This is a genomic window from Pseudoalteromonas sp. A22 (genome assembly GCF_018141345.1).
In the GTDB taxonomy this organism is placed as follows: Bacteria; Pseudomonadota; Gammaproteobacteria; order Enterobacterales; family Alteromonadaceae; genus Pseudoalteromonas; species Pseudoalteromonas maricaloris.
The window spans coordinates 1,189,138-1,209,128 of the sequence record NZ_CP047238.1 but is presented as its reverse complement, the minus strand read 5'-3'; the positions used below and the strand labels follow the sequence as shown (position 1 = coordinate 1,209,128).

General features: G+C 43.8%; 20 protein-coding genes. 15 read left to right on the top strand and 5 right to left on the bottom strand.

The window, feature by feature from the left end:
- Position 1: 1 nt before the first annotated feature.
- Entirely contained in the window at positions 2–475 is a 474-nt protein-coding gene (locus GSF04_RS10355) for a hypothetical protein (protein WP_211859473.1), read from the top strand.
- A gap of 226 nt (positions 476–701) precedes the next feature.
- Here GSF04_RS10355 and ggt read toward each other — a convergent pair whose 3' ends face one another.
- Positions 702–2,444 (bottom strand): gamma-glutamyltransferase, encoded by a 1,743-nt coding sequence (gene ggt / locus GSF04_RS10350; protein WP_211859472.1) that lies wholly within the window; start codon positions 2,442–2,444, stop codon positions 702–704.
- A 303-nt stretch (positions 2,445–2,747) separates the two neighbouring features.
- On the opposite strand from ggt, the gene GSF04_RS10345 reads away from it, so the two are divergent.
- Positions 2,748–2,930, top strand: coding sequence for a hypothetical protein (locus GSF04_RS10345; RefSeq protein ID WP_010604114.1), 183 nt, complete (start codon positions 2,748–2,750; stop codon positions 2,928–2,930).
- Positions 2,931–2,962: 32 nt separating this feature from the next.
- Positions 2,963–3,175, top strand: a complete 213-nt coding sequence (locus GSF04_RS10340) for a hypothetical protein (protein ID WP_010369567.1) — start codon at positions 2,963–2,965, stop codon at positions 3,173–3,175.
- A 46-nt stretch (positions 3,176–3,221) separates the two neighbouring features.
- Here GSF04_RS10340 and GSF04_RS10335 read toward each other — a convergent pair whose 3' ends face one another.
- Positions 3,222–3,839 (bottom strand): HAD family phosphatase, encoded by a 618-nt coding sequence (locus GSF04_RS10335; RefSeq protein WP_211859471.1) that lies wholly within the window; start codon positions 3,837–3,839, stop codon positions 3,222–3,224.
- 96 nt (positions 3,840–3,935) lie between these two features.
- Positions 3,936–4,862: a LysR family transcriptional regulator gene (locus GSF04_RS10330; protein WP_130126649.1), complete on the bottom strand. Its 927-nt coding sequence runs from the start codon at positions 4,860–4,862 to the stop codon at positions 3,936–3,938.
- Between the two features lie 112 nt (positions 4,863–4,974).
- Here GSF04_RS10330 and GSF04_RS10325 point away from each other — a divergent pair, with 112 nt between their 5' ends.
- From GSF04_RS10325 to GSF04_RS10295, 7 genes are all read left to right on the top strand, one after another.
- Positions 4,975–5,394 (top strand): lactoylglutathione lyase, encoded by a 420-nt coding sequence (locus GSF04_RS10325; RefSeq protein WP_211859470.1) that lies wholly within the window; start codon positions 4,975–4,977, stop codon positions 5,392–5,394.
- A 13-nt stretch (positions 5,395–5,407) separates the two neighbouring features.
- On the top strand, positions 5,408–6,529 hold the full coding sequence (locus GSF04_RS10320; protein WP_102056384.1) for an alkene reductase: 1,122 nt from the start codon (positions 5,408–5,410) through the stop codon (positions 6,527–6,529).
- Positions 6,526–7,077, top strand: coding sequence for a YbhB/YbcL family Raf kinase inhibitor-like protein (locus GSF04_RS10315; RefSeq protein ID WP_039491078.1), 552 nt, complete (start codon positions 6,526–6,528; stop codon positions 7,075–7,077). The genes GSF04_RS10320 and GSF04_RS10315 overlap by 4 nt, the downstream gene beginning before the upstream one ends.
- A gap of 2 nt (positions 7,078–7,079) precedes the next feature.
- Entirely contained in the window at positions 7,080–8,018 is a 939-nt protein-coding gene (locus tag GSF04_RS10310; protein ID WP_211859469.1) for a polysaccharide deacetylase family protein, read from the top strand.
- Positions 8,019–8,030: 12 nt separating this feature from the next.
- On the top strand, positions 8,031–8,549 hold the full coding sequence (locus tag GSF04_RS10305; RefSeq protein ID WP_211859468.1) for an ester cyclase: 519 nt from the start codon (positions 8,031–8,033) through the stop codon (positions 8,547–8,549).
- Positions 8,550–8,709: 160 nt separating this feature from the next.
- Positions 8,710–9,663 (top strand): tyrosine-type recombinase/integrase, encoded by a 954-nt coding sequence (locus GSF04_RS10300; RefSeq protein WP_211859467.1) that lies wholly within the window; start codon positions 8,710–8,712, stop codon positions 9,661–9,663.
- An 18-nt stretch (positions 9,664–9,681) separates the two neighbouring features.
- Positions 9,682–10,407, top strand: a complete 726-nt coding sequence (locus GSF04_RS10295; protein ID WP_211859466.1) for a class I SAM-dependent methyltransferase — start codon at positions 9,682–9,684, stop codon at positions 10,405–10,407.
- Here the strand turns inward: GSF04_RS10295 and GSF04_RS10290 are convergent.
- On the bottom strand, positions 10,379–11,383 hold the full coding sequence (locus GSF04_RS10290) for a hypothetical protein (RefSeq protein ID WP_045990759.1): 1,005 nt from the start codon (positions 11,381–11,383) through the stop codon (positions 10,379–10,381). The genes GSF04_RS10295 and GSF04_RS10290 overlap by 29 nt on opposite strands.
- Positions 11,384–11,648: 265 nt before the next feature.
- Between GSF04_RS10290 and GSF04_RS10285 the strand changes: the two genes are divergently transcribed.
- The 5 genes from GSF04_RS10285 to GSF04_RS10265 all read left to right on the top strand — a co-directional run bounded on the left by GSF04_RS10285 (position 11,649) and on the right by GSF04_RS10265 (position 18,749).
- The gene (locus tag GSF04_RS10285; RefSeq protein ID WP_211859465.1) at positions 11,649–12,896 is read left to right on the top strand and encodes an HlyD family efflux transporter periplasmic adaptor subunit; all 1,248 of its coding nucleotides are present in this window, start codon (positions 11,649–11,651) and stop codon (positions 12,894–12,896) included.
- An 18-nt stretch (positions 12,897–12,914) separates the two neighbouring features.
- The gene (locus tag GSF04_RS10280; RefSeq protein WP_039491072.1) at positions 12,915–13,622 is read left to right on the top strand and encodes an ABC transporter ATP-binding protein; all 708 of its coding nucleotides are present in this window, start codon (positions 12,915–12,917) and stop codon (positions 13,620–13,622) included.
- Positions 13,619–16,006, top strand: coding sequence for an FtsX-like permease family protein (locus tag GSF04_RS10275; RefSeq protein WP_211859464.1), 2,388 nt, complete (start codon positions 13,619–13,621; stop codon positions 16,004–16,006). The genes GSF04_RS10280 and GSF04_RS10275 overlap by 4 nt, the downstream gene beginning before the upstream one ends.
- Positions 16,007–16,074: 68 nt before the next feature.
- Entirely contained in the window at positions 16,075–17,445 is a 1,371-nt protein-coding gene (locus tag GSF04_RS10270; RefSeq protein ID WP_211859463.1) for a sigma-54 dependent transcriptional regulator, read from the top strand.
- Between the two features lie 8 nt (positions 17,446–17,453).
- Positions 17,454–18,749: an ATP-binding protein gene (locus tag GSF04_RS10265; protein ID WP_249122467.1), complete on the top strand. Its 1,296-nt coding sequence runs from the start codon at positions 17,454–17,456 to the stop codon at positions 18,747–18,749.
- A 156-nt stretch (positions 18,750–18,905) separates the two neighbouring features.
- Here the strand turns inward: GSF04_RS10265 and GSF04_RS10260 are convergent, their stop codons facing one another.
- Positions 18,906–19,985 (bottom strand): FAD-dependent monooxygenase, encoded by a 1,080-nt coding sequence (locus GSF04_RS10260; protein WP_211859461.1) that lies wholly within the window; start codon positions 19,983–19,985, stop codon positions 18,906–18,908.
- Positions 19,986–19,991 lie beyond the last annotated feature (6 nt).

Here is a 19,991-nt window from a genome sequence, read left to right as displayed (position 1 = left end):
CATGAATGCAGTCAAACGCTTTATACAACACAATAAATATTGGTTAAATGCTCTATTGCTGGTATTGCCAGCTTGGTTTTATTATCAATCATTACATCCAGAATTTCCCGCTCCATTGGCGGAGCAAACACTTGGAAAGTACAGTATTACACCAATGCCTTTTGACGACAAGCCGCCATACATCCACGATAACTTATACGTCAAAGACTTCTTATTGCTATTTAATAAAGGCGATGTTGATTCTATGCGTCAAGGCTATCTCAATATCGGCCCCAACGCGATGCCACTTGCACAGCTTATGGAGCATGAGCTCGGGATCCTTCACGGCACAAAACACGGTCAACACGTACATGCTTTAGCAAAGAAAACATTATCAAAAGACGACAGGGTTTGGCTGACGATTGAAACTTGGCAAGGCGAAGTCATCGTCATGAATTGGCCACTGCCAGAGTATTTAATCAAAGAAAGCGCATAGAAAAGGGGCATCTCGCCCCTACTCGATTTGACTTACACTTAGGACTCAATGGAAATCAGGATATTATACCAGTTGTATTAAGTAAATGATCTATCTTGAAGCGGGGAAATAGCTTTAGTAGCAAGGCAAAAATTTTGCTATTTAGTTGTTCTAAATGAGAAATTTTTAACGTAGCTAATATGCTATTTCACCCTTCAAATTGATTAGAGAATTAATTCAATTGGTATTAGTACCCCACCGCAGCGCTATCTGCACGCCTTGGATCTGAGGAGCCAAATAGACCTTTCTCGGTAAGCAAGATTGACTGGGTTGAGCCCATCGCATTCTGCTCTGAAAGTGTGTGTCCTTTGTTTTCAAGTAGACGTCGAGTATCCACATTTAAGCTACGTTCAATACGAATTTCATCTGGTAACCATTGGTGGTGAATACGCGGAGCCACAGTTGCTTCTGCGATATTCAAGCCATGATCAATAACATTCATAATGATTTGCAGCGTGGTGGTGATAATACGCGAGCCACCTGGGCTACCCGTTACCAAAAAGGGTTTACCCTCTTTCATTACAATCGTCGGTGTCATCGAGCTCAGCGGGCGCTTCTTGCCTTCAACAGCGTTAGCTTCTCCACCAACCAAACCAAAACCGTTTGGTGTGCCGGGCTTTGCCGAGAAATCATCCATTTCGTTGTTAAGTAGAATGCCTGTGCCAGCCGCGACAATACCTGAGCCATAGCTAAAATTGAGCGTGTAAGTGTTACTCACCGCATTGCCCCACTTATCTACCACAGAATAATGCGTGGTTTGGTTACTCTCATAAGGTAATAATTTACCGGGCTTAACCTCACGGCTTGGCGTCGCTTTGTCTGCGTTTATTTGTTTACTGCGCTGCTTTGCATATTGCTTATCCACCAATGCTTTAACGGGTACGTCGTAGAAATCGGGGTCGCCCAAATATTCACTGCGGTCAGCATACGCACGCTTCATGACCTCAGCCATTAAATGGACGGTAGCAGCGCTATTATGCCCAAGCTCACCAATAGGATATTGCTCCAGCATGTTCAGCATCTCTATGATATGCACACCACCAGATGAAGGAGGCGGCATAGAAACGATGTCGTAGCCGCGGTATGTGCCTTTTACCGGCTCACGCTCTACCGCTTTATAGCCTTTTAAATCATCCAGCGACATAATGCCACCAGCTGCTTCTACCGCAGCAACAATTTTCTTTGCTGTCTCGCCCTGATAAAAGCCCGCGCTGCCTTTTTCAGCGATCAGCGCTAAAGAGTGGGCAAGATCTGCTTGCACCAGCCATTCATTTGGCTTGTAGCTGCTACCATCTTTTTTATAAAACACAGCCTTAGACGCCGGCACACTCAGCATTCGTTCTTTAATGTAACTATGAGAAAGCGAATTAGCTAAATCAGAGGTCACTTTAATGCCATCTCGCGCCAATTTTATTGCAGGCTGAATAACTTGGTTAAGTGTCATGGTGCCGTATTTTTCGAGTGCTAACTCCATCCCCATAACAGTTCCGGGAACACCCACGGCAAGGCCGTGCTGAAGGCTTAGCTTTGGGTTTACCTCGCCATTTTCATCAATAAAGATATCTTTGTGCGCACGGCTCGGTGCCATTTCGCGATAATCAATCGCGATGGTTTTATTCTCTTTTGCCAGATGCACTAGCATAAAGCCACCACCGCCGATATTTCCGGCCCTTGGCAAAGTCACTGCAAGACTAAAACCTACTGCGACAGCCGCATCAACAGCATTACCTCCTTGCTTTAAAATCTCCACCCCAACCTGACTGGCAAGTGCCTCTTGGCTAGATACCATGCCATGCTCAGCCCATATTGGCTGTGCTGTGGCTTTAGAACTAAATATTGGTGACTCGTCAGCTTGCGCCGTGTTACCAAACGCAACACCCACGCACAAGGAAACAGAGCAAGTCCACACCAAGGCTGTTAATTTACGCATCTTCATCCCGTTTTTTAATTATTCTCATGTTGCAGTGTTGCATGATTAAAAAGACCAAACAATATCGATGCGTTGGGCGGCTGACAGTGCAAATTTACATTACACCATAGTTACTGCACTCAAGGCTAACAAGCAGCATGTTGTCGAACGTTGAAGTTACACAGGGTTGAAATAAGGCAATTAAGAAAAACATAAATTTAACTTTTAAAGAACATGTTTGACAAATAATTTATATTGGGTACAGTCAATAATGCAGTTTATTTTTTGTACGACAACTCAAGCTTTCACAATAAGGAAAATAAGATGAAATTGACTCTAACAAAAAGAAAGATAAAACAACTGAACCATACTGCAGGCTTGGAAAAAGCCCAAACACCAAACATCGCGGGAGGTTATTTAACCGCGGGTTGTGACAGAGAAATAACCGAGTTATGCAACACGAAAGCATTTGGTTCTTGCTATAACTGTGGCTCTCTTCGCTGTTAATACGCTTTCTTACCACCCAAAGGAAATGAAAAATGAAAATTAAACTAAATAAAAAGCCGCTTAAAAACTTAAACAATGCTCAAGCTATTACACCACAAGCGACCCCCCAAATTGGTGGTGGTGTAAACCGTTTAACTGATTTGGACTGTGTACCAACTAACCGCCACGATTGCCGTACAGGTGCTATCTCTTGTTACGGTGATCACGACTGCGCTTTCACCAATAGACAGTATATGTGTGATTAATTTTTTTTAGGCCCGTACTTGGGCCTACTTTGGAGTCTCGACCTACTTAAAACACTAATCCTAGCTCACGTAACTCGCGTTCAGCTTGAGCCGCATTAAAGAACTGAATGCCATGTAACCCAACCTGCTTTGCACCTTCGACGTTCGCTAAGACATCATCAAGAAAAACACAGTCACCTGCCGCCAGTTGGTAGCGCTCCAGTAAATGAGTAAAAATAGCTTTGCCGGGCTTCATGCAGCCAAGCTCAGCAGAAATAATTTCTCCGTCAAAGTGTTGCCAGAAAGTATGACGCGCTTTTAGGTGGCTCACAATCTCGTGCACATTATCGGTTAGGGCATAAGCACTATATCCAGCCTCCTTTAGGCGCTGCATCAGTGCAAGCGTGCCATAAAGTGGGATCAGTGATTCTTTGATATAAAAGAACAGTTCGTCAGCTTGCTCAGAGGTTAAGTGACAGGTTTGCATAAAAGCGTGCTTGGTGTCTGCTTCAGTCAGTTCGCCTCGATTAATCGCAAACCAAATCTCACTGTGGAACAGCTGCTTAGCTAGACTCTCAACGTCGCATTGGTTGCCAAAGGTAAGCCGAACTATCTCCTCCGGTGACCACCTCACAAATACGTTACCGACGTCAAAAATTACGTGTTTAATATTGCCAATTGCCATCCTTGAACCTCTTTAGTTAGTTTAAATATGAGCGTTTATTATGCATATCTTTATCACTTACGCACGGCTAATTCGTTAGACTTCATTGAAATAAAATCAATCATGCATTTGTTGTAAATACTCGCTAAAAAAGGTTAGAAAAGCTTTGACTTGGCGAGGTTGGAACTGCCTAGATGGATAAATCGCTTGCAGCGCGACTTTATCTGAGTCCGTTGGACTAAATCCCAATGTTTGAGTTGGCAACAACTCCACCAATCGCCCCGCTTTAATATCTTTGTGAACATCCAACCATGACTTAATGGTGATCCCAAGCCCCTGAATAGCCCAGTTTCGCAATACTTCTCCATCTGAACTCACTAAACAGGTAGGCACGGTTTCAATGATGGTAGCTTGCGTGTCTCTGTCAATAAAATACCAATCGTTTAGCGCCTGTCCTGCTCTTTCCAGTACTAAACAGCGATGGCGCTGTAATGCTTGATAGCAATCTGGTGTACCATACTGTTCGAGATAGTTTGGGGCAGCCACCAGCATTCTGCGGTTGTTTAACAGAGGCCGAGATATCAAACTGCTATCATTTAAATTACCATAACGAATGGCGATATCAGTGCCAGACTCAACTAATTTGACCAAGCCCTCCCCCAAGCTCAAGTTAACCACCACCTGTGGATGCTGCGTGGCAAACTCCGCAACGGCGGGAACCACGTACTGACGGCCAAAGTCTGAGCTTGCTGCAATTTTGAGTGTGCCTCTCAAATCGGGATCGGCATCTTGCAGTAGTGCCTCCGCCGCCGCGACCTCCTCAATGACTCGCACACAGCCCTGATAAAACCGCTCTCCCGCTTCTGTCAGTTTGATACTTCTGGTGTTTCGAGTAAGTAAACGGGTTTTATAGTGCGCTTCAAGTGCATTGATCCGTGCGGTCATGCTCGCTGGAGAAAGCCCTAATACTCGCCCTGCCGCAGCTAAGCCATCAGAGCGCACCACTTGAACAAAAAGCGCCATATCGTCTGCTTTGCTTTTCATTATTCACCTTTTATGAAAAGTAATTTTATATAAAAGCCAATTATCAAATATTAATAAACAAATAGACTGTTCTCAACGCATAAATCGCTAACACCAATGGAGGTAACACACCATGCAGTTAGATCACTTTTTGTTTAGAGCACATGACATGGCAAAAATGGCGACCTTTTTTGAGCAGGTGCTTAGGCTTAAAGAAGGCTTACGTCCACCTTTTCCATTTCCAGGAAAGTGGTTCTATGGCGACCAACAGCAACCTTTCATTCATCTGGTTGAACAATCACCACATACCCAAGCACAGGCTGAATACCTTGGTTCTGCGCAAAACACAAACATGAGTACTAGCAACATAGATCATATTGCATTTCGTGGTGACGATTACCCTGGGTTAATCGCCCGACTAGAGCATTTTGGCGTTCGCTACGTGGAACGAGATGTCCCTATTAGCAATGAGCATCAGGTTTTTATCTTTGCACCTGAATCTCTAAAAATTGAAGTGCTGTTTCCACGCCACATCAACTCACTTGTCCAATAATTAGGAGAATACTATGTCTGATCCATTGTTATTTACGCAGAAAAAACTCGGTAATTTAATCTTACCAAATCGCATTTTGATGGCACCAATGACCCGCTCTCGAACAACACAACCGGGAGATATTCCAAACCAGTTGATGGCAAAGTACTACGCCCAACGCGCTTCGGCAGGGCTTATCATTAGTGAAGCCACACAAATCTCTTGTCAGGGCAAAGGATATTCATTTACTCCCGGAATTTATACTGCTTCGCAGGTTGCTGGATGGAAAGAAATCACCCATGCAGTCCAGCAAAAAGGTGGCCGTATTTTCTGTCAGCTTTGGCATGTCGGTCGTATGTCTCACTCCACTTTTCATGAAGATGGCCAACCCGTCGCCCCCTCAGCACTGGCGCCCGACGCACAAGTGTGGGTGGTCAATGAAAAAGGAGTGGGTGAAATGGTCGATTGCCCAACACCACGCGCACTGGCAACCCAAGAAATACAGAGCATAGTCGAAGATTATGTCCATGCGGCTGAGAATGCCATGATGGCGGGGTTTAATGGCGTCGAGATCCACGCTGGTAATGGCTACTTAATCGACCAGTTTTTACGCCGCAGCTCTAATCAACGCCATGATCAATATGGTGGCTCGAAGGAAAACCGAATTCGCTTTGCGGTTGAAGTTATCACTGCGATTAGCCAAGCAATTGGGCCTGAAAAAGTAGGGATCCGGTTAGCGCCTTTTATTACCCAACGTGGCATGCAAGACGAAGAAGCCATTGATACTATTTTGCTCGCCGCGGAGCACTTTAACCGCTTAGGCATTGCCTATGTGCACTTAGCAGAAGCGGACTGGGATGATGCGCCGGTCGTGACGGAGAGTTTTAGGCAAGCACTAAGAAGAAAATTTCACGGCGCCATTATTGTGGCGGGAAATTACGAACCAGAGCAAGCCGAAGCCCTTATTGAACAAGGTCTAGTCGACTTTGTGGCTTTTGGTCGCAAATTTATCTCCAACCCAGACCTCGTATATCGTCTAACTCATCAATTACCTTTGAGTCCAATCAACCCTGATGCGCCTTTGTTTGGTGGTAGCGAGCAGGGCTACACCGACTATGCAGATTTTCAACAATTAAGAGCAAAAGGTGCAATATGAAGCCATTATTACTGAACTTATCCCTAGCCTCCATGGCATTACTCGGTGCAACCAATGCAATTTCAGCACCTGAGTTTACACTAGAAAGCCCAGATCTTGTTGCCGAAAAATCTATTCGACCATTTCAATACTGGGATCAATTTGGCTGCGAGGGAAACAGCACACGGCCAACCTTAGTTTGGTCAAATGCACCTAAACAAACCAAGAGCTTTGCGGTGACGTTTTACGATCAAGACGCGCCAACCGGCAGCGGATTTTGGCACTGGCAAGTGTATAACTTGCCCAAAGACACGACTAGGCTTGCAGAAACTTTACCAAGCCAAGCCATTGAAGGTAATACGGATTTAGGAAAGCCAGGATACTTTGGCCCGTGCCCGCCTATTGGTCGCAAACATAAATACACCTTTACCGTGCATGCGCTAGATGTAGATACACTCCCCGTGCCAGCTGGTGCAACGGCACCACTTACTGGATTTTTTATCCACCAGCATAGCTTAGCGCAGGCAACACTTTCTGTGTATGCCGGCCCAAGAGCCGCAGGAGAATAACCATGCGTACCACGTTGACCACAAGTATTCGAGCGCTACTAACCGCAACCGCTCTGCTTACAGGCACAGCCCACGGCGCTGAAATAGAGTCTGGCCATTACTGGCCTGATGATGCTCAATTGGTGATCTCTATCTCCATGCAGTTTGAAGCAACCGCGCAAGACCCAAGCGATCCTGGGCCATTTCCTCAGCAAGAAACGGGCTACCCCGACACTGTCGCTCCTACTTGGTATCAGTATGGCATGAATGAAGGGATCCCACGATTGCTTAAGCTTTGGGATAAGCACAACATCAAAGTGACGTCCCACATGGTAGGAAAAGCTGCAGAGCTTAATCCTAAACTTGCCAAAATGGTGGCAGAAAAAGGGCATGAAATTTCAGGTCATGGACAAAACTGGACACCACAGTACTCGATGACACCCGAAGAAGAACGTGCATCTTATATTCACAGTGCAGATGTGCTTGAAAAAATCACCGGGCAAAGACCAAAAGGCTTTAATGCTTTTTGGATGCGCCATTCTGAGCAAACTCTAACAATTTTGCAGTCCCTTGGATTTATCTATCATATAGATGACCTATCTCGGGATGAGCCTTCGTTTACCCCGGTCAATGGCAAACCCTTCGTGGTGGTGCCTTATACCTTTAGAAATAACGATATCGTGCGCTATGGCGGCAGTTCCGCAATGACAGCAAAAGCCTATTTGCAAGAGTTAAAGGACGAGTTTGATGTGCTTTATGAAGAAGGAAAATCCCAGCGCCGGATGATGTCTATCAGTGCACACGACAGGCTCGCAGGTAGCCCAGCTCGCGTAAAAGCACTTGACGACTTTATCCGTTACGCTAAATCGCACCCAAAGGTTAAGTTTATGCGCAAGATAGACATAGCCAAATGGACTCTAAAGCAACAAGACGTACCAACCAACCCAGAACGTGTGTTTTAGAGGTGCTAGGTAATGATTAAACATGCTTTAATTTTAGCGCTAAGTGCCAGTGCGACACTAGCATTAGCGGCACCCAATGAGGAGTTACCCGTAGCAAAGGTTGCGCAAATTTGTGACTCAGCACAATGTCAAATAGCCGCGAATGCCGCATTGCAATACGCTGCTTTTTGGCACAGTGGAGACACTAAGTTTGCGAGACAGGCACTAAGTAACGCATTTACTGATATGACATTACCAAGAGGTAGAAAGCAAGGCTTGAAAGGCGTGCTAGAAGCCTCATCAGGATTTCGTCGCGCAGTGCCAGACCTGAAAGCAGAAGTCGAACACTTACTAGTCAGTGGTTCATTTGTCACGGTACGACTACGTTTCTTTGGACACTTCAGCGGCCAATTTGGTGAGCACCAAGGAGCAGGTCAAGCCATTGATTTCCGAGCTGTCGATGTTTACTACGTTGATGGTGAGAAAATCACTAAAAATTGGCATCTAGAAGACTACCATACGCTCTTTGAACAAATGCAGATTAGCGAATAAACAATTATTGTCATAATACCGAGGCTCCGACTTGGAGCCTATTTAACAACACGCTTGTATTCTACATTCCTTTAAATCAATTGATTATATACAGTTTTTATCAACAATCTGTTCTAATACGGTCACTAAATTCGGTATTAGCAAAAGTAGATTTATCGCAGTGCAATCAATAAACCAACTTTCTCAACAGTTCATTTCCCTGTGTAAAGATAAACGTAAACTCTCAGATCACACCTTGAAAGCATATCAAATTGACCTAAAGCAGTTTATGCAGGCACTTGATGAAAATAAAAGCATTAAAGATATTAGCAAAGTAGACTTATCACAGTTCCATCAATTTCTGGTTGATGCAGAGCTATCAAACACATCAATAAAGCGCAAAATGGCGTGTGTAAGGGCTATGTTCCAGTGGCTTGAGCGAGAGGAATTCATCGAGCTTAATCCTTTTCATAAATTCCAGCTAGACATTAAGCTACCCAAAAGATTGCCAAAAAACGTACCACACTCAGACTTGAAACGCTTGCTCAAACAAGCCAGAAAGAACTGTAAAAGCTTATGGATAGAATCATCAAACACATATAGCGTCAGTCAAAAGCGCATGCTAAATGAATTTACTTCACTCATCGCGTTAGAACTTATGATTAGCACAGGGATCCGAGTATCTGAGCTTGCTGGAATTTGTTTAACTGACATCTATATCAACGAAAAGAAGATTAAAATCTTAGGTAAGGGAGCCAGAGAAAGGTTTGTGTATCTCACCGACCAAGAAATAGCCAAATTACTCAAGAACTATATTGAAAGCCGAGCTATTTGCGCACCACATTGCGATCATTTACTGATCAATAGCCGCGGGGAACCCGCCTCAACGCAATTCTTACGCAAACTAATCAAAAAACTTAGTCAACAAGCATACACCCAACTCAAAGTCACTCCACACATGCTAAGGCACAGCGCGGCATGCGAACTACTTGAATCAGGCCTCGACATTCGCTTCGTCCAACGGTTGCTCGGACACAGTAGTATCTCAACCACGGAAATTTATACCCATGTTACCGACAACGCACTGCAAAAGAAGATCACTAAAGCCAATGTAAGGAAACGAATTGCTAGTTAGTAAGGATAACTACTAATTATGATTGAAGAGTGTGATGTAAGAGATAAGTATAATAAGCTTCAGAATATCTGGGATATTTCCGATCAATGGCACTATCACACCTACAGAAAAATTAAGCAGTATTTATACGATTATTTAAGCATAGAAGATGGTGTGAAATTATCAGAAAGAGTATTACTTGCGGGTTCAGGAGGTAACTCTTACGGAATATCTGGTGATTTTATTTATCATCTAGATATAGCAGAGAATTTATTAAATTTTGAGGACAAATCAATAGTAGGCTCTGTGACAAATATTCCTTTTTTTGATGAGTCATTTGATATTGTAATATGTGTAGGTTCGGTACTAAATTATGTTGATGCACAGCTTGCTATTAAAGAGCTTAATCGAGTAACAAAAAAAGGTGGAGCTTTAGTTTTAGAATACGAAACTAGTAATAGTTATGAATTTATATTTACAGACAAGTACAAGGAAAGTGTAACTCCGATCCACACCTTTTATAATGGAGAAAGCGAACATCTTTGGCTTTATTCTATTGATTACATAAACTCAATTTTACACAGTTTTAACTTGTTAGAGAAAAAGAGCAACTCGATACATATCATATCCACACTGCTCTTACGAAGTACAAGTAACCCGAAACTATCTTCCAAACTCTCCAAGTTAGATCCTTTTTTTCAAAGGGTTAACATACTAAAAAGAGGTGGATGTAACTTTATGGCTTTCCTTTTAAAATGTCGCTGAAGGTTTTAGATACAACTTTTAGTACCTCCAGTGCACGCGACGAGAACAAAGAAAGAAAAAAGACGAAACTAACGGAAAGAAAACCATAAAAGTAAAAGAAATCATCTTTATCTATTTCTGCTTTTTTAATAAAAAACACTAAAGATAACGCTAATACCAAAAATAAAAAAGTCAATTTCACCGACAGACCTAAATGTTGAGTAGGTTGTGCAGTTGTTGTCTTTACTATACTTTCATATGCTTTATCACTTCCACCTTTAAAATAAACATCATCAACGAGAGACGTCTTTGCGGTGCTATAAAGCTCTTGAGCTTTTTCCTTGTATAAAATAACTTTATCTTCCTCGTATACTTCAAACCACCTTGAGTAATGTTTAATATACAGCATGTGTAGTAAATCCAGTGCGGTTTCTTTCCTTAAACTACAATGAAGAGGTCTAGGATTTAAAAACAAATGTGCAGGAACCTTGCTTTCATGATTGCTAGCTGAAAGCTCTAATTGCCAATAATCAAGATCCAACTCATAAAATCCAATCATGCCTAGTAGTTTTTTCATCAACTCAAAATTATCACTTTGATGATAAGGCTGATCTATCAAAGCTAACTCTACAACGGAAAAGCTTGAGCTGGGAAATTTACTCTCAATATACTGGGCAAGCTGATCTGCAAACTCAAAAAAGGTGTTGTTCTTCCTATATCTTTCATCTATGGATATATAGTCAATAACAACTATATTTTCTTCAACAAAATAGGTTAGTTGAGTATAGCCAATAACTATTTCATTATTTGAAAAAACAAGGACATGGAACTCATCATCAAACTTTTTGTTATAGTTATCTAGCCAATAAGTAATTGTATTAGTTTCCGTTCTAAGAGCAGGGTGTGTGTACCTAGAGTATATCGATAATCCTTCGATATACTTTTGATCTTTAGAGCTCACAACTCTTTCTAATGAATAGTGTGAATTGAGATTCATAATTAGTAGTTATCCTTACATCTTTTTCTATGTCAAATAAAACCAGACCACGAACCAAACTGCAACAAAAGATTACATAAATTCAACAAAAATACTGTGCTAACTCATCCCAAAACCACAATTTTTATTTTCGAAACCGCAAAAAGCACTCCTTCCCTGCAAACAGAGAAAGTAAAAAACCCAATAATTTCAGTGAATTAAATTTTGGCATGTGACTTGTTATCTACTGAGTAATAACAACCTTCATTCCACCAGAGATATCAACATGGATATACAAGTCGAACATAAAAAACGCAACAAGGTTAACTGGTTGTGGGCTGTTGGCGGAACTATTTTCGCCGTAGTTATTATATGGCTGCTATTACAACCCTCAGCGCAGGCATCTTTGCCTATGGCAAAAACATGGATTGCGGAGGTCCAGCAAGGGGATTTAGAGGTCAGTGTATCTGGATATGGTCAGCTTAAATCGAGAACGCCGCGTTTGATAAGTGCCGCAAGCGATGCCACGGTTGAAGAAATTTTGCTGCGCCCAGGTGCACAAGTTAACCCCGACAGCATCATCATGAGGTTACAAGATGCAAATTTGGCCCAATCTTTAAAAGATGCCAAACGCAGTTTGGCGCAATCGCAAGACCAATATCTACAGCTCGATATCAATCAACAACGAGAACTGCTGTCTCATCAGGCGGATTTGGAAGTTCTGAGATCTGAGTTAGAAAGTGCCGAGCTGGAGGTTACCGCTCAAGGAGAGTTGGTTGAAGATGGGGTTGTTTCTAAACTCGACTACCAACGCGCGGTACTTACCCATCGCCAGCTGAAACGTCGCATTAATATTGAACAACAGCGAATATCACAATTGCAGACCTTACACAAAGCCAACCTGCAGCTTGCGCAGTCAAATATTGATGCCAGTAATGAAGCATTTTTATTGGTGCAAGATAGGGTGAATAAGCTCACTGTACGGGCTGGGATCAAAGGAGTATTGCAGCAACTTCATGTGGAACTTGGACAAAGTGTCTCTCTTGGCACTCAATTGGTGTTAGTTGGTAGCACCACAGATTTATATGCGCAATTGCAGATCCCACAAGCCTATGCCCAGCAAATAAAGCTGGCTCAGCATGTGAGCATCAATACCCGTAACGACTTAATTGAAGGCCAAGTGTCGCGCATTAATCCAATGGTACAAAATGGCAATATTGAAGTTGAGGTGACACTGCCTAAAAGTCTGCCCGCGAGTGCTCGCCCCGAGCTAAATATTGAGGGAAAAGTCTCTATCGACAAATTGAGTTCCGCACTGTTCATCGACAAACCCGTCGGTGCAAAACCTTATAGCCAAGCAACCTTATATCTTGTTGATAAAGAAAAACAACAAGCCCATGCAATTCAAGTACACTATGGCGCAGAAACGTCACAGCACATTCAACTACTCAGTGGCGCTTCGACAAATCAGCAGTTTATTTTGTCAGATATGACATCTTATGCCGACGCACCCGTAGTGACTTTGAGCAAATAACAAACCAAAGGAAGAACAATGAATAATAAACACGTTATTGAACTTAAAAACATCACTAAAAAGTTTGTCCTCGGCGGAATGGAAACACTGGCACTGCGTGGCGTAAACCTCAATGTGGCGCAGGGCGAATATCTGTCAATTTCAGGCCCATCAGGCTGCGGAAAATCAACACTTCTAAGTATTCTTGGTTTATTAGACAGCCCAAGCACCGGCACCTACACAATTGCGGGTAACGATGTCAGTAACCTTGACGTTAACCAAAGAGCCACACTAAGAAATAAACATATCGGTTTTGTGTTTCAGTCATTTAATCTCATTGATGAATTGAACGTCTTTGACAATATCGCCTTACCTATCAAGTACAGTAGCACCGCTCTTTCAAGTACTGCGTTAAAAGAACGGGTAATGACTTGCTTGGAGTTAGTACAAATGACCCACAGAGCAGAACATAAGCCCAATCAACTGTCAGGCGGACAGCAGCAACGTATCGCCATCGCCCGTGCACTCGCCAATCAGCCAGATATTCTGCTTATTGACGAACCTACAGGAAACTTGGACTCAAAAAATGGCGATGCGGTAATGAACATGCTGAGCGACCTAAACACCCAAGGCACAACCATGTGTATGGTTACCCACGACCCTAGGTATGCAGACATGGCAAAACGTAAACTGTTCTTGTTAGATGGGGTGATGGTGGATGAAATGAATTTGGAGATGGTGGGATGATAAAAGAGGAATGTAAGCTCGCACTGTCAAATCTTAGGAAGCTTCCGGGATTTAGTCTTACCGTACTTGTCACCCTAGCATTAACCTTAGCAGCGCTAACGGTAGTGATTAATATCAACCATAGATTGATCACACAACCGCTTCCCTACCCTGATGCAGATAAGCTGTGGGTGACCGATCAAAGCGAAACCATTAATGGAGAAACCCAATATGGATTCCAACTGCTCTCCACCCAGTTTCAACTCTATCAAGATAAGCAATTTATCGACAAAATGACGATGATGCATTTCGTATCATCTCGTTTTATGGACATTAAGGATATGCCCACGGTAGACATTATTCGAGTGACTCCCGAATTCTTTGAGTTGTTAGGTACGCCACTGCATCTTGGTCGCGCGCTAAAGCAAGACGAAGGCGTCAGCGATGAACAAAAAGTTTTAGTCCTGAGTTACCAGTCTTGGATAACGCACTTTAATGCAGATCCAGATATCGTTGGTAGCTACACCTCCATAGATCGTGAACGCTATCAAATTATCGGAGTAACGGGAGAAGCGTTTGAAGTGCCTGAGATCTTTGGTGGCTTTCCCGTTAGCGGCTTTAGTAGCTTTCCGGAGCCTGTCACCACCACCTCGCACTGGAATAACATCAGTAGCCAGTTTAACGGTATCGCTCGACTGAAAGCGGGTGTAAACATAGAGCAGATGAATCATGCGCTGGGCGAACAGATTAACACGCTTTACCAATCCCGTGAAAACGTAGCGCCTAACACGCGAATTGGCGCTCAGTTTACACCACTGCGCGACAAAATCGTTGCGCGAAGTGATGAACTCGCCATTACCTTGTTGTTCTCAGCAGCGGTGTTGGTGCTTATTGCCCTGACCAATGTGGTTAATTTATTTCTCTCAAGGGCTGCGCAAAAACAGCGCACCATGGCAATTCAAGCGGCACTGGGGGCAAAGCCTACTCACATTTTTGTCAGTATGTTTTGCGAAAGCGCCCTGTTAGTGGGCGCAGCGACTATACTCGGGTTATTGCTTGCCGAGTGGTTGAATGTTTGGTTAGCAAACGACTTGAGCTATTTATTTAGTCGCATGCAGGGCTTAACTCTGGACTGGCCGACCATAGTGGTTGCTTGTGTACTGAGTCTGATAATAGCGCTACTCATCGCCTGGTTTACCAGCAAACAAGTAAACTATCATGCCCTGACAGATGCGCTACACAGCAGCGGTAAAGGCACTGGCGCGCAAATTTCCAAGCGTACTCGTCAAGTGTTGGTGGCATTACAAGTATGCTTTGCCAGTATTTTACTCTTTCTAGCGGCCAACAAATTAGTTCCCGCATACGCGCAAATGACTCATCCCACAGGGTTTGATACTGAGCATTTGTACTATGTTCGTATCGATGGTAGTGCCACAGAAATCGATAACTTTGAGCTTGGCAAACAAATCAAACAGCTTTTAGCCAATCAAGCGAGCATCGCATCGGTATCAGCAAGTTACACTTCACCACTACAAATGGGATGGCAAAACTATTTGTATGATCAAAATATCGCGCTGATCGGTATCGTCAGTTTGTCCTTTTACGACGAAGACGGTTTCACTGCGCTTTCACTGCCACTTGAGCAAGGAAGCCGGTTTACACCAATCATGGCCTCAGGCTCAGACAACAATGAAATAATTCTCTCAGCCTCACTCGCTAAGCGTTTGTACAAAGATGAAAACCCTATCGGTCAAACCCTCTATGCTGACAGAGAGGTGCCAAGAAAAGTGGTTGGGGTTGTGAGTGATATTTACGTGCCTACGGGCAACCGAGGCTATACCTTAGAGCGCTATTACTTGCCTGTCACTGAAGGCAGCACATCTTTTATTATCAAGGGGAATGCGGAGCTGTCTAAAGCCCAATTAACTCATGCTCTCAAGGCCATTCATCCGAGTCTAAACTTTGCTTTTTTTGAGCCTGTAGATGACATGCTAACCCAAAGGCTAAGACAAACTTGGCTGCAAGCAATGTTGACTGTCGCCCTATTAGCCCTTACCTTAAGCCTAGCTGGCGCAGGGATCTATGGCGTGCTCAATTACAGCGTACAAATGCGTCGCTATGAGCTTGGCATTCACTTGTCGTTGGGCGCACATACACACAAACTGATAGCACAAGTGCTCAAGCAGAGTCTAACACCGGTAATGATTGGCCTTGGAGTGAGTGCATTAACCGTTGCAATCGGATATGGGATACTCATAAAGATAAGCACAACTGCTATTTCCATGAGCTGGTTCGCCGTTATCGTGACAATCCCTATCATGCTGCTGATTGCGCTCATCGCAAGCTATTTACCTGTGCAAAGGGTGATAAGCCAAGATCCCATTAAAGCGCTAAGAAACGAATAAGTTAATAATAACAACAGGAATGAGTAGGCAAAGCGTGGCGTGTAAACTCCCTTTGCCTACAACACACTATGCAAGGTTCAATTTTAATCGTTGATGACAAGGCCGATATCCGCCTTAGCTTACAGTTTTTGCTAAAAAACCACGGTTTTACCATTTTCCAAAGTAGTAGTCTCGATTGTGCCGCTAAGCAGCTCAATGCGCACGACATTGATATTGTACTGCTAGACATGAACTATGAATTCGATACAACATCCGGCGATGAAGGTCTCGCTTTTTTGAGTCAGTATGCAAGCCAAAGTAGCACAACCTTTATTGCGATGACTGCTTGGTCTAGCGTCGAACTCGCCGTCGAAGCCATGCAGCGCGGCGCCAAAGACTTTTTTGCCAAGCCTTGGGACAACCACGCTGTAGTAATGATGGTGAAAAAGCATTTAGGGCTAAAGCAAATCGCTGCAAAACAACAACCTGCTTCCCCCCAACAAACCACAGCTAAAATAGCGCCAAATGCAGAACCAGCTGATGCATTACTCTGGTTAAGCCCTACGATGCAAGCGCTAAAAAGCCAACTTGATCGCATTGCCAAAACCAAAGCGAATATATTGCTTAGAGGAGAAAATGGTACGGGAAAATCACAAATTGCCAGCTACATCCACCAGCAAAGTAACATCACAGGCAACTTTGTGAGCACCAATATGGCGGCCATTCCAGAGTCACTGTTTGAAAGTGAAATGTTTGGCCATGTGAAAGGTGCGTTTACTGACGCTAAACAGGATAGACAAGGTCGTTTCTCAATGGCTGAGCAAGGGACTTTGTTTTTGGATGAGGTTGGCACACTCACAGAGCCTCAACAAGCGAAGCTACTACGAGTATTAGAAACAGGGGAATATGAAGCTGTTGGCTCAAGCAAAACGCAGCATGCAAGCTGTAGAATTATTAGCGCAACTAATGCAGATTTAGAGTCGCAACAACAAGCAAGTCAATTTCGTAGTGACCTGTATTTCAGACTAAATACAATGGAGTTTGAGATCCCACCACTGCGCTTGCGTCGTACAGAGATAATTCCGTTGGCCGACTTTTTTATTCAAAAGCACGCAACGACCTATGAATTAGACGTAAAACCCTTGTCTCATGCAGCACAAACAAGACTACAAAATTACGCATTCCCGGGTAATATCCGTGAACTTAGTCATATGATGGAACGTGCGATTTTGCTGTGTGATGACACTGAAATTGAAGAAAGCGCGCTTTCTTTAAAATCTGTGGTAACCACAGAGCAGAGTGAGCCCGAAATGATGACGCTAGATCAAGCCGAGCAAAAGTTGATTAAAATGGCGCTGTGCCAATGCCATGATAATGTGGAAGATGCAGCTGTTTTACTTGGGATCAGTAAAAGTGCGCTATATCGTCGCCTTGATAAGTTCGATATTAAAACGCGATGAGCTTGCCTATGAAAAAGCCTAACTTTGAACAGACTATCGAGATTTTTTGCCTGGTTATTTGGTTGCTGTTCACCGTGCTCAGCGCTTTTTTTATGGTCATCCTTGAGGTCTCAACACTCAGTGTTATCACCTACTTTATCCTTATCCTTTGTCCGCTCGCATTGCTGTTGTATCATTTTAAACAGCACCTGATACAACCTTTTTATCACCTCTCAACCACCATAGAGGCGATCAAAAACGAAGAGTATGGGCAGCGCTTTTACACCTCTGACAGCTCAGGCATTCTTCACAGTTTGCAGCAAGAAACACAGCAATTATGTCAGCAGCTGCAATCATTCAAATCAGAGCGAGACCACCAGGCCATATTACTATTTAGACTCATTGAACAACTGCCCAGCCCCATCGCAATTTTCGATAACGATACTGCACTGGTGCATGCCAATGAAGCCTTCTCAAATTGGATTGGCAAACCATGGCAAAGCCTACGTTTATTAAAAGCGCATAAGTTCAGCCTTGAGTATCATAGTGGCCATTGGCACTTTAACCACCCTACTCTCGGTGATGAGTGGCAGCTTCGCTATAGCGAGCTTACCATTGCAAGCATGCAGGCGCACTTAGTGATCCTGACCGATGTGCAAGCGGTTGTCAGTCAAGCTCAGCGCGACGCTTGGCAAAAAATGATCAGAGTGCTCAGCCACGAGATTCATAATTCTCTCTCGCCGATTAAGTCACTTGCTCAAACCTTGATAGAAATTCCCACCACGCAAGAAAATCAAGCCGATTTTGAACAAGCGCTTGGCGTGATTGTGCAGCGCAGCGATGGCCTGATGTCATTTGTTAATCGCTATGCAAGCGTTGCAAAACAGCATCAACTTCATATAGAAGCGATATCCATAAATGACTTACTAACACCGCTCGTAGGGCTTTTCGACAATCGCGTGAGATTAACCATTGAACAGAACTTTACGCTGCAAATTGATCAAAGCTTACTTGAGCAAGCACTTGTAAACCTGATCAAAAATGCCTTGGAAGCTGGGAGTGAGTGCAATGCTGTTTACGTCAAAGCGTATCACAATCATAAATTCGTAGGTATTGAAGTACTCGATGAAGGGCATGGCATCAAGAACGCTGACAATCTGTTTGTACCTTTTTATACCACCAAAACAACGGGTAAAGGGATTGGGCTCATCTTAGCTAAAAATATCGTTGAACAGCATAACGGAAAACTGAGCTTAACCAATCGTAAAGATGCACAAGGCGCAATTACTCATATTCAGCTTCCATTGGCGGCAGCGAATAGGTGAGTGTTCACCGCCACTTCTAGACGACATTTATTCAGACATTTTAAGCATCGCAATCAACTGACGGCCAGCAGCAATGGTATTGGTTTCACCACTATAGATGTTGTCGCATTCTTTCGATTCAAACTTTGCTTTAGTCCAAACAAGTAATAATACGTGTTAACCGATTAACTTTGAGCCCTCGTAAAAGTGCTGTCGATGCTCAAGGTAGCGCATCCACACTCTATCCATTTGCGACTGATATAGTTTTGCGCCATGTTTGTAATCCATGCCGTGCAACAGCAGCATATCCGCAAGTTGCATGCTGCTAGTCATGGCATGCAACATGCCTTGCGAAGAGAGCGGATCAAAGCTCATGCTCGCATCACCCACCGCATACCAACCTTTTGCTGCGCAACTATCCAAACGGGCCGAATTTGCACTTACCATAGGATGTAGGTGTGCTGTTTCTATATTCACCAAGTCCACTAAGGTGTTAAATCCCCTCACCGGCTTTACTTTTGCTAAAAAATCTCGAGCGTTGGTGATGTTGCACTTTTTGATCGCATCAGCGCAAGCCTGCCAAGAAAACACCCGAGGCTGCATATTGGGGTCGAGTGAAGAGCATGCCGCGCTCGGCGCACTATACCACCAGCCATTTTCTTCATCGCTTATCACCGCAAACTGTTTCGTCGTGGCAACCTCTGCGGTAAGCCACAGTGCCATTTGCTTATCAAACTGTTGTAGTTTTGCACCGAGTCGCCTCGCTAGATGACAGGCGCGACCGGTGGCATCAATAAGCAGTGTTGTCGTGATAGACATGTCAGTGTCGCAGCCTTCAACCCTAACCTGCCACCCTGATTGTGTTTGCACCACATCAGTGAGCTTTGTAGAAGATAACAAAGGGATACCACGAAGCACTAATTGATCACGAAGCTGCTGTTCAAAATGCTGCCGATGAATGTGCCACCCCAAACCATCGGGGTTTTTAACGTTATCCACTATGGTAGGCGATTCACTACCCCAAAACGAAATCATACCGTGACAAGTGAGATGTTCCGGGCTTTGTAGTAAGTGCAACAGGTTAAGCTTTTTGAGAATTCTAGAGGCCGCTGGCGGTAAACACTCGCCCACTTTGTCTTTAGCTGTAGCGAGCTTATCGACTACTATCACCTGATAGTGAGGATGCAAAGCAAGTGCAGCAATGCATCCTGCAATGCCTGCACCTACAATGACAATATCCGATTTCCTTTCAGCCATATTAGC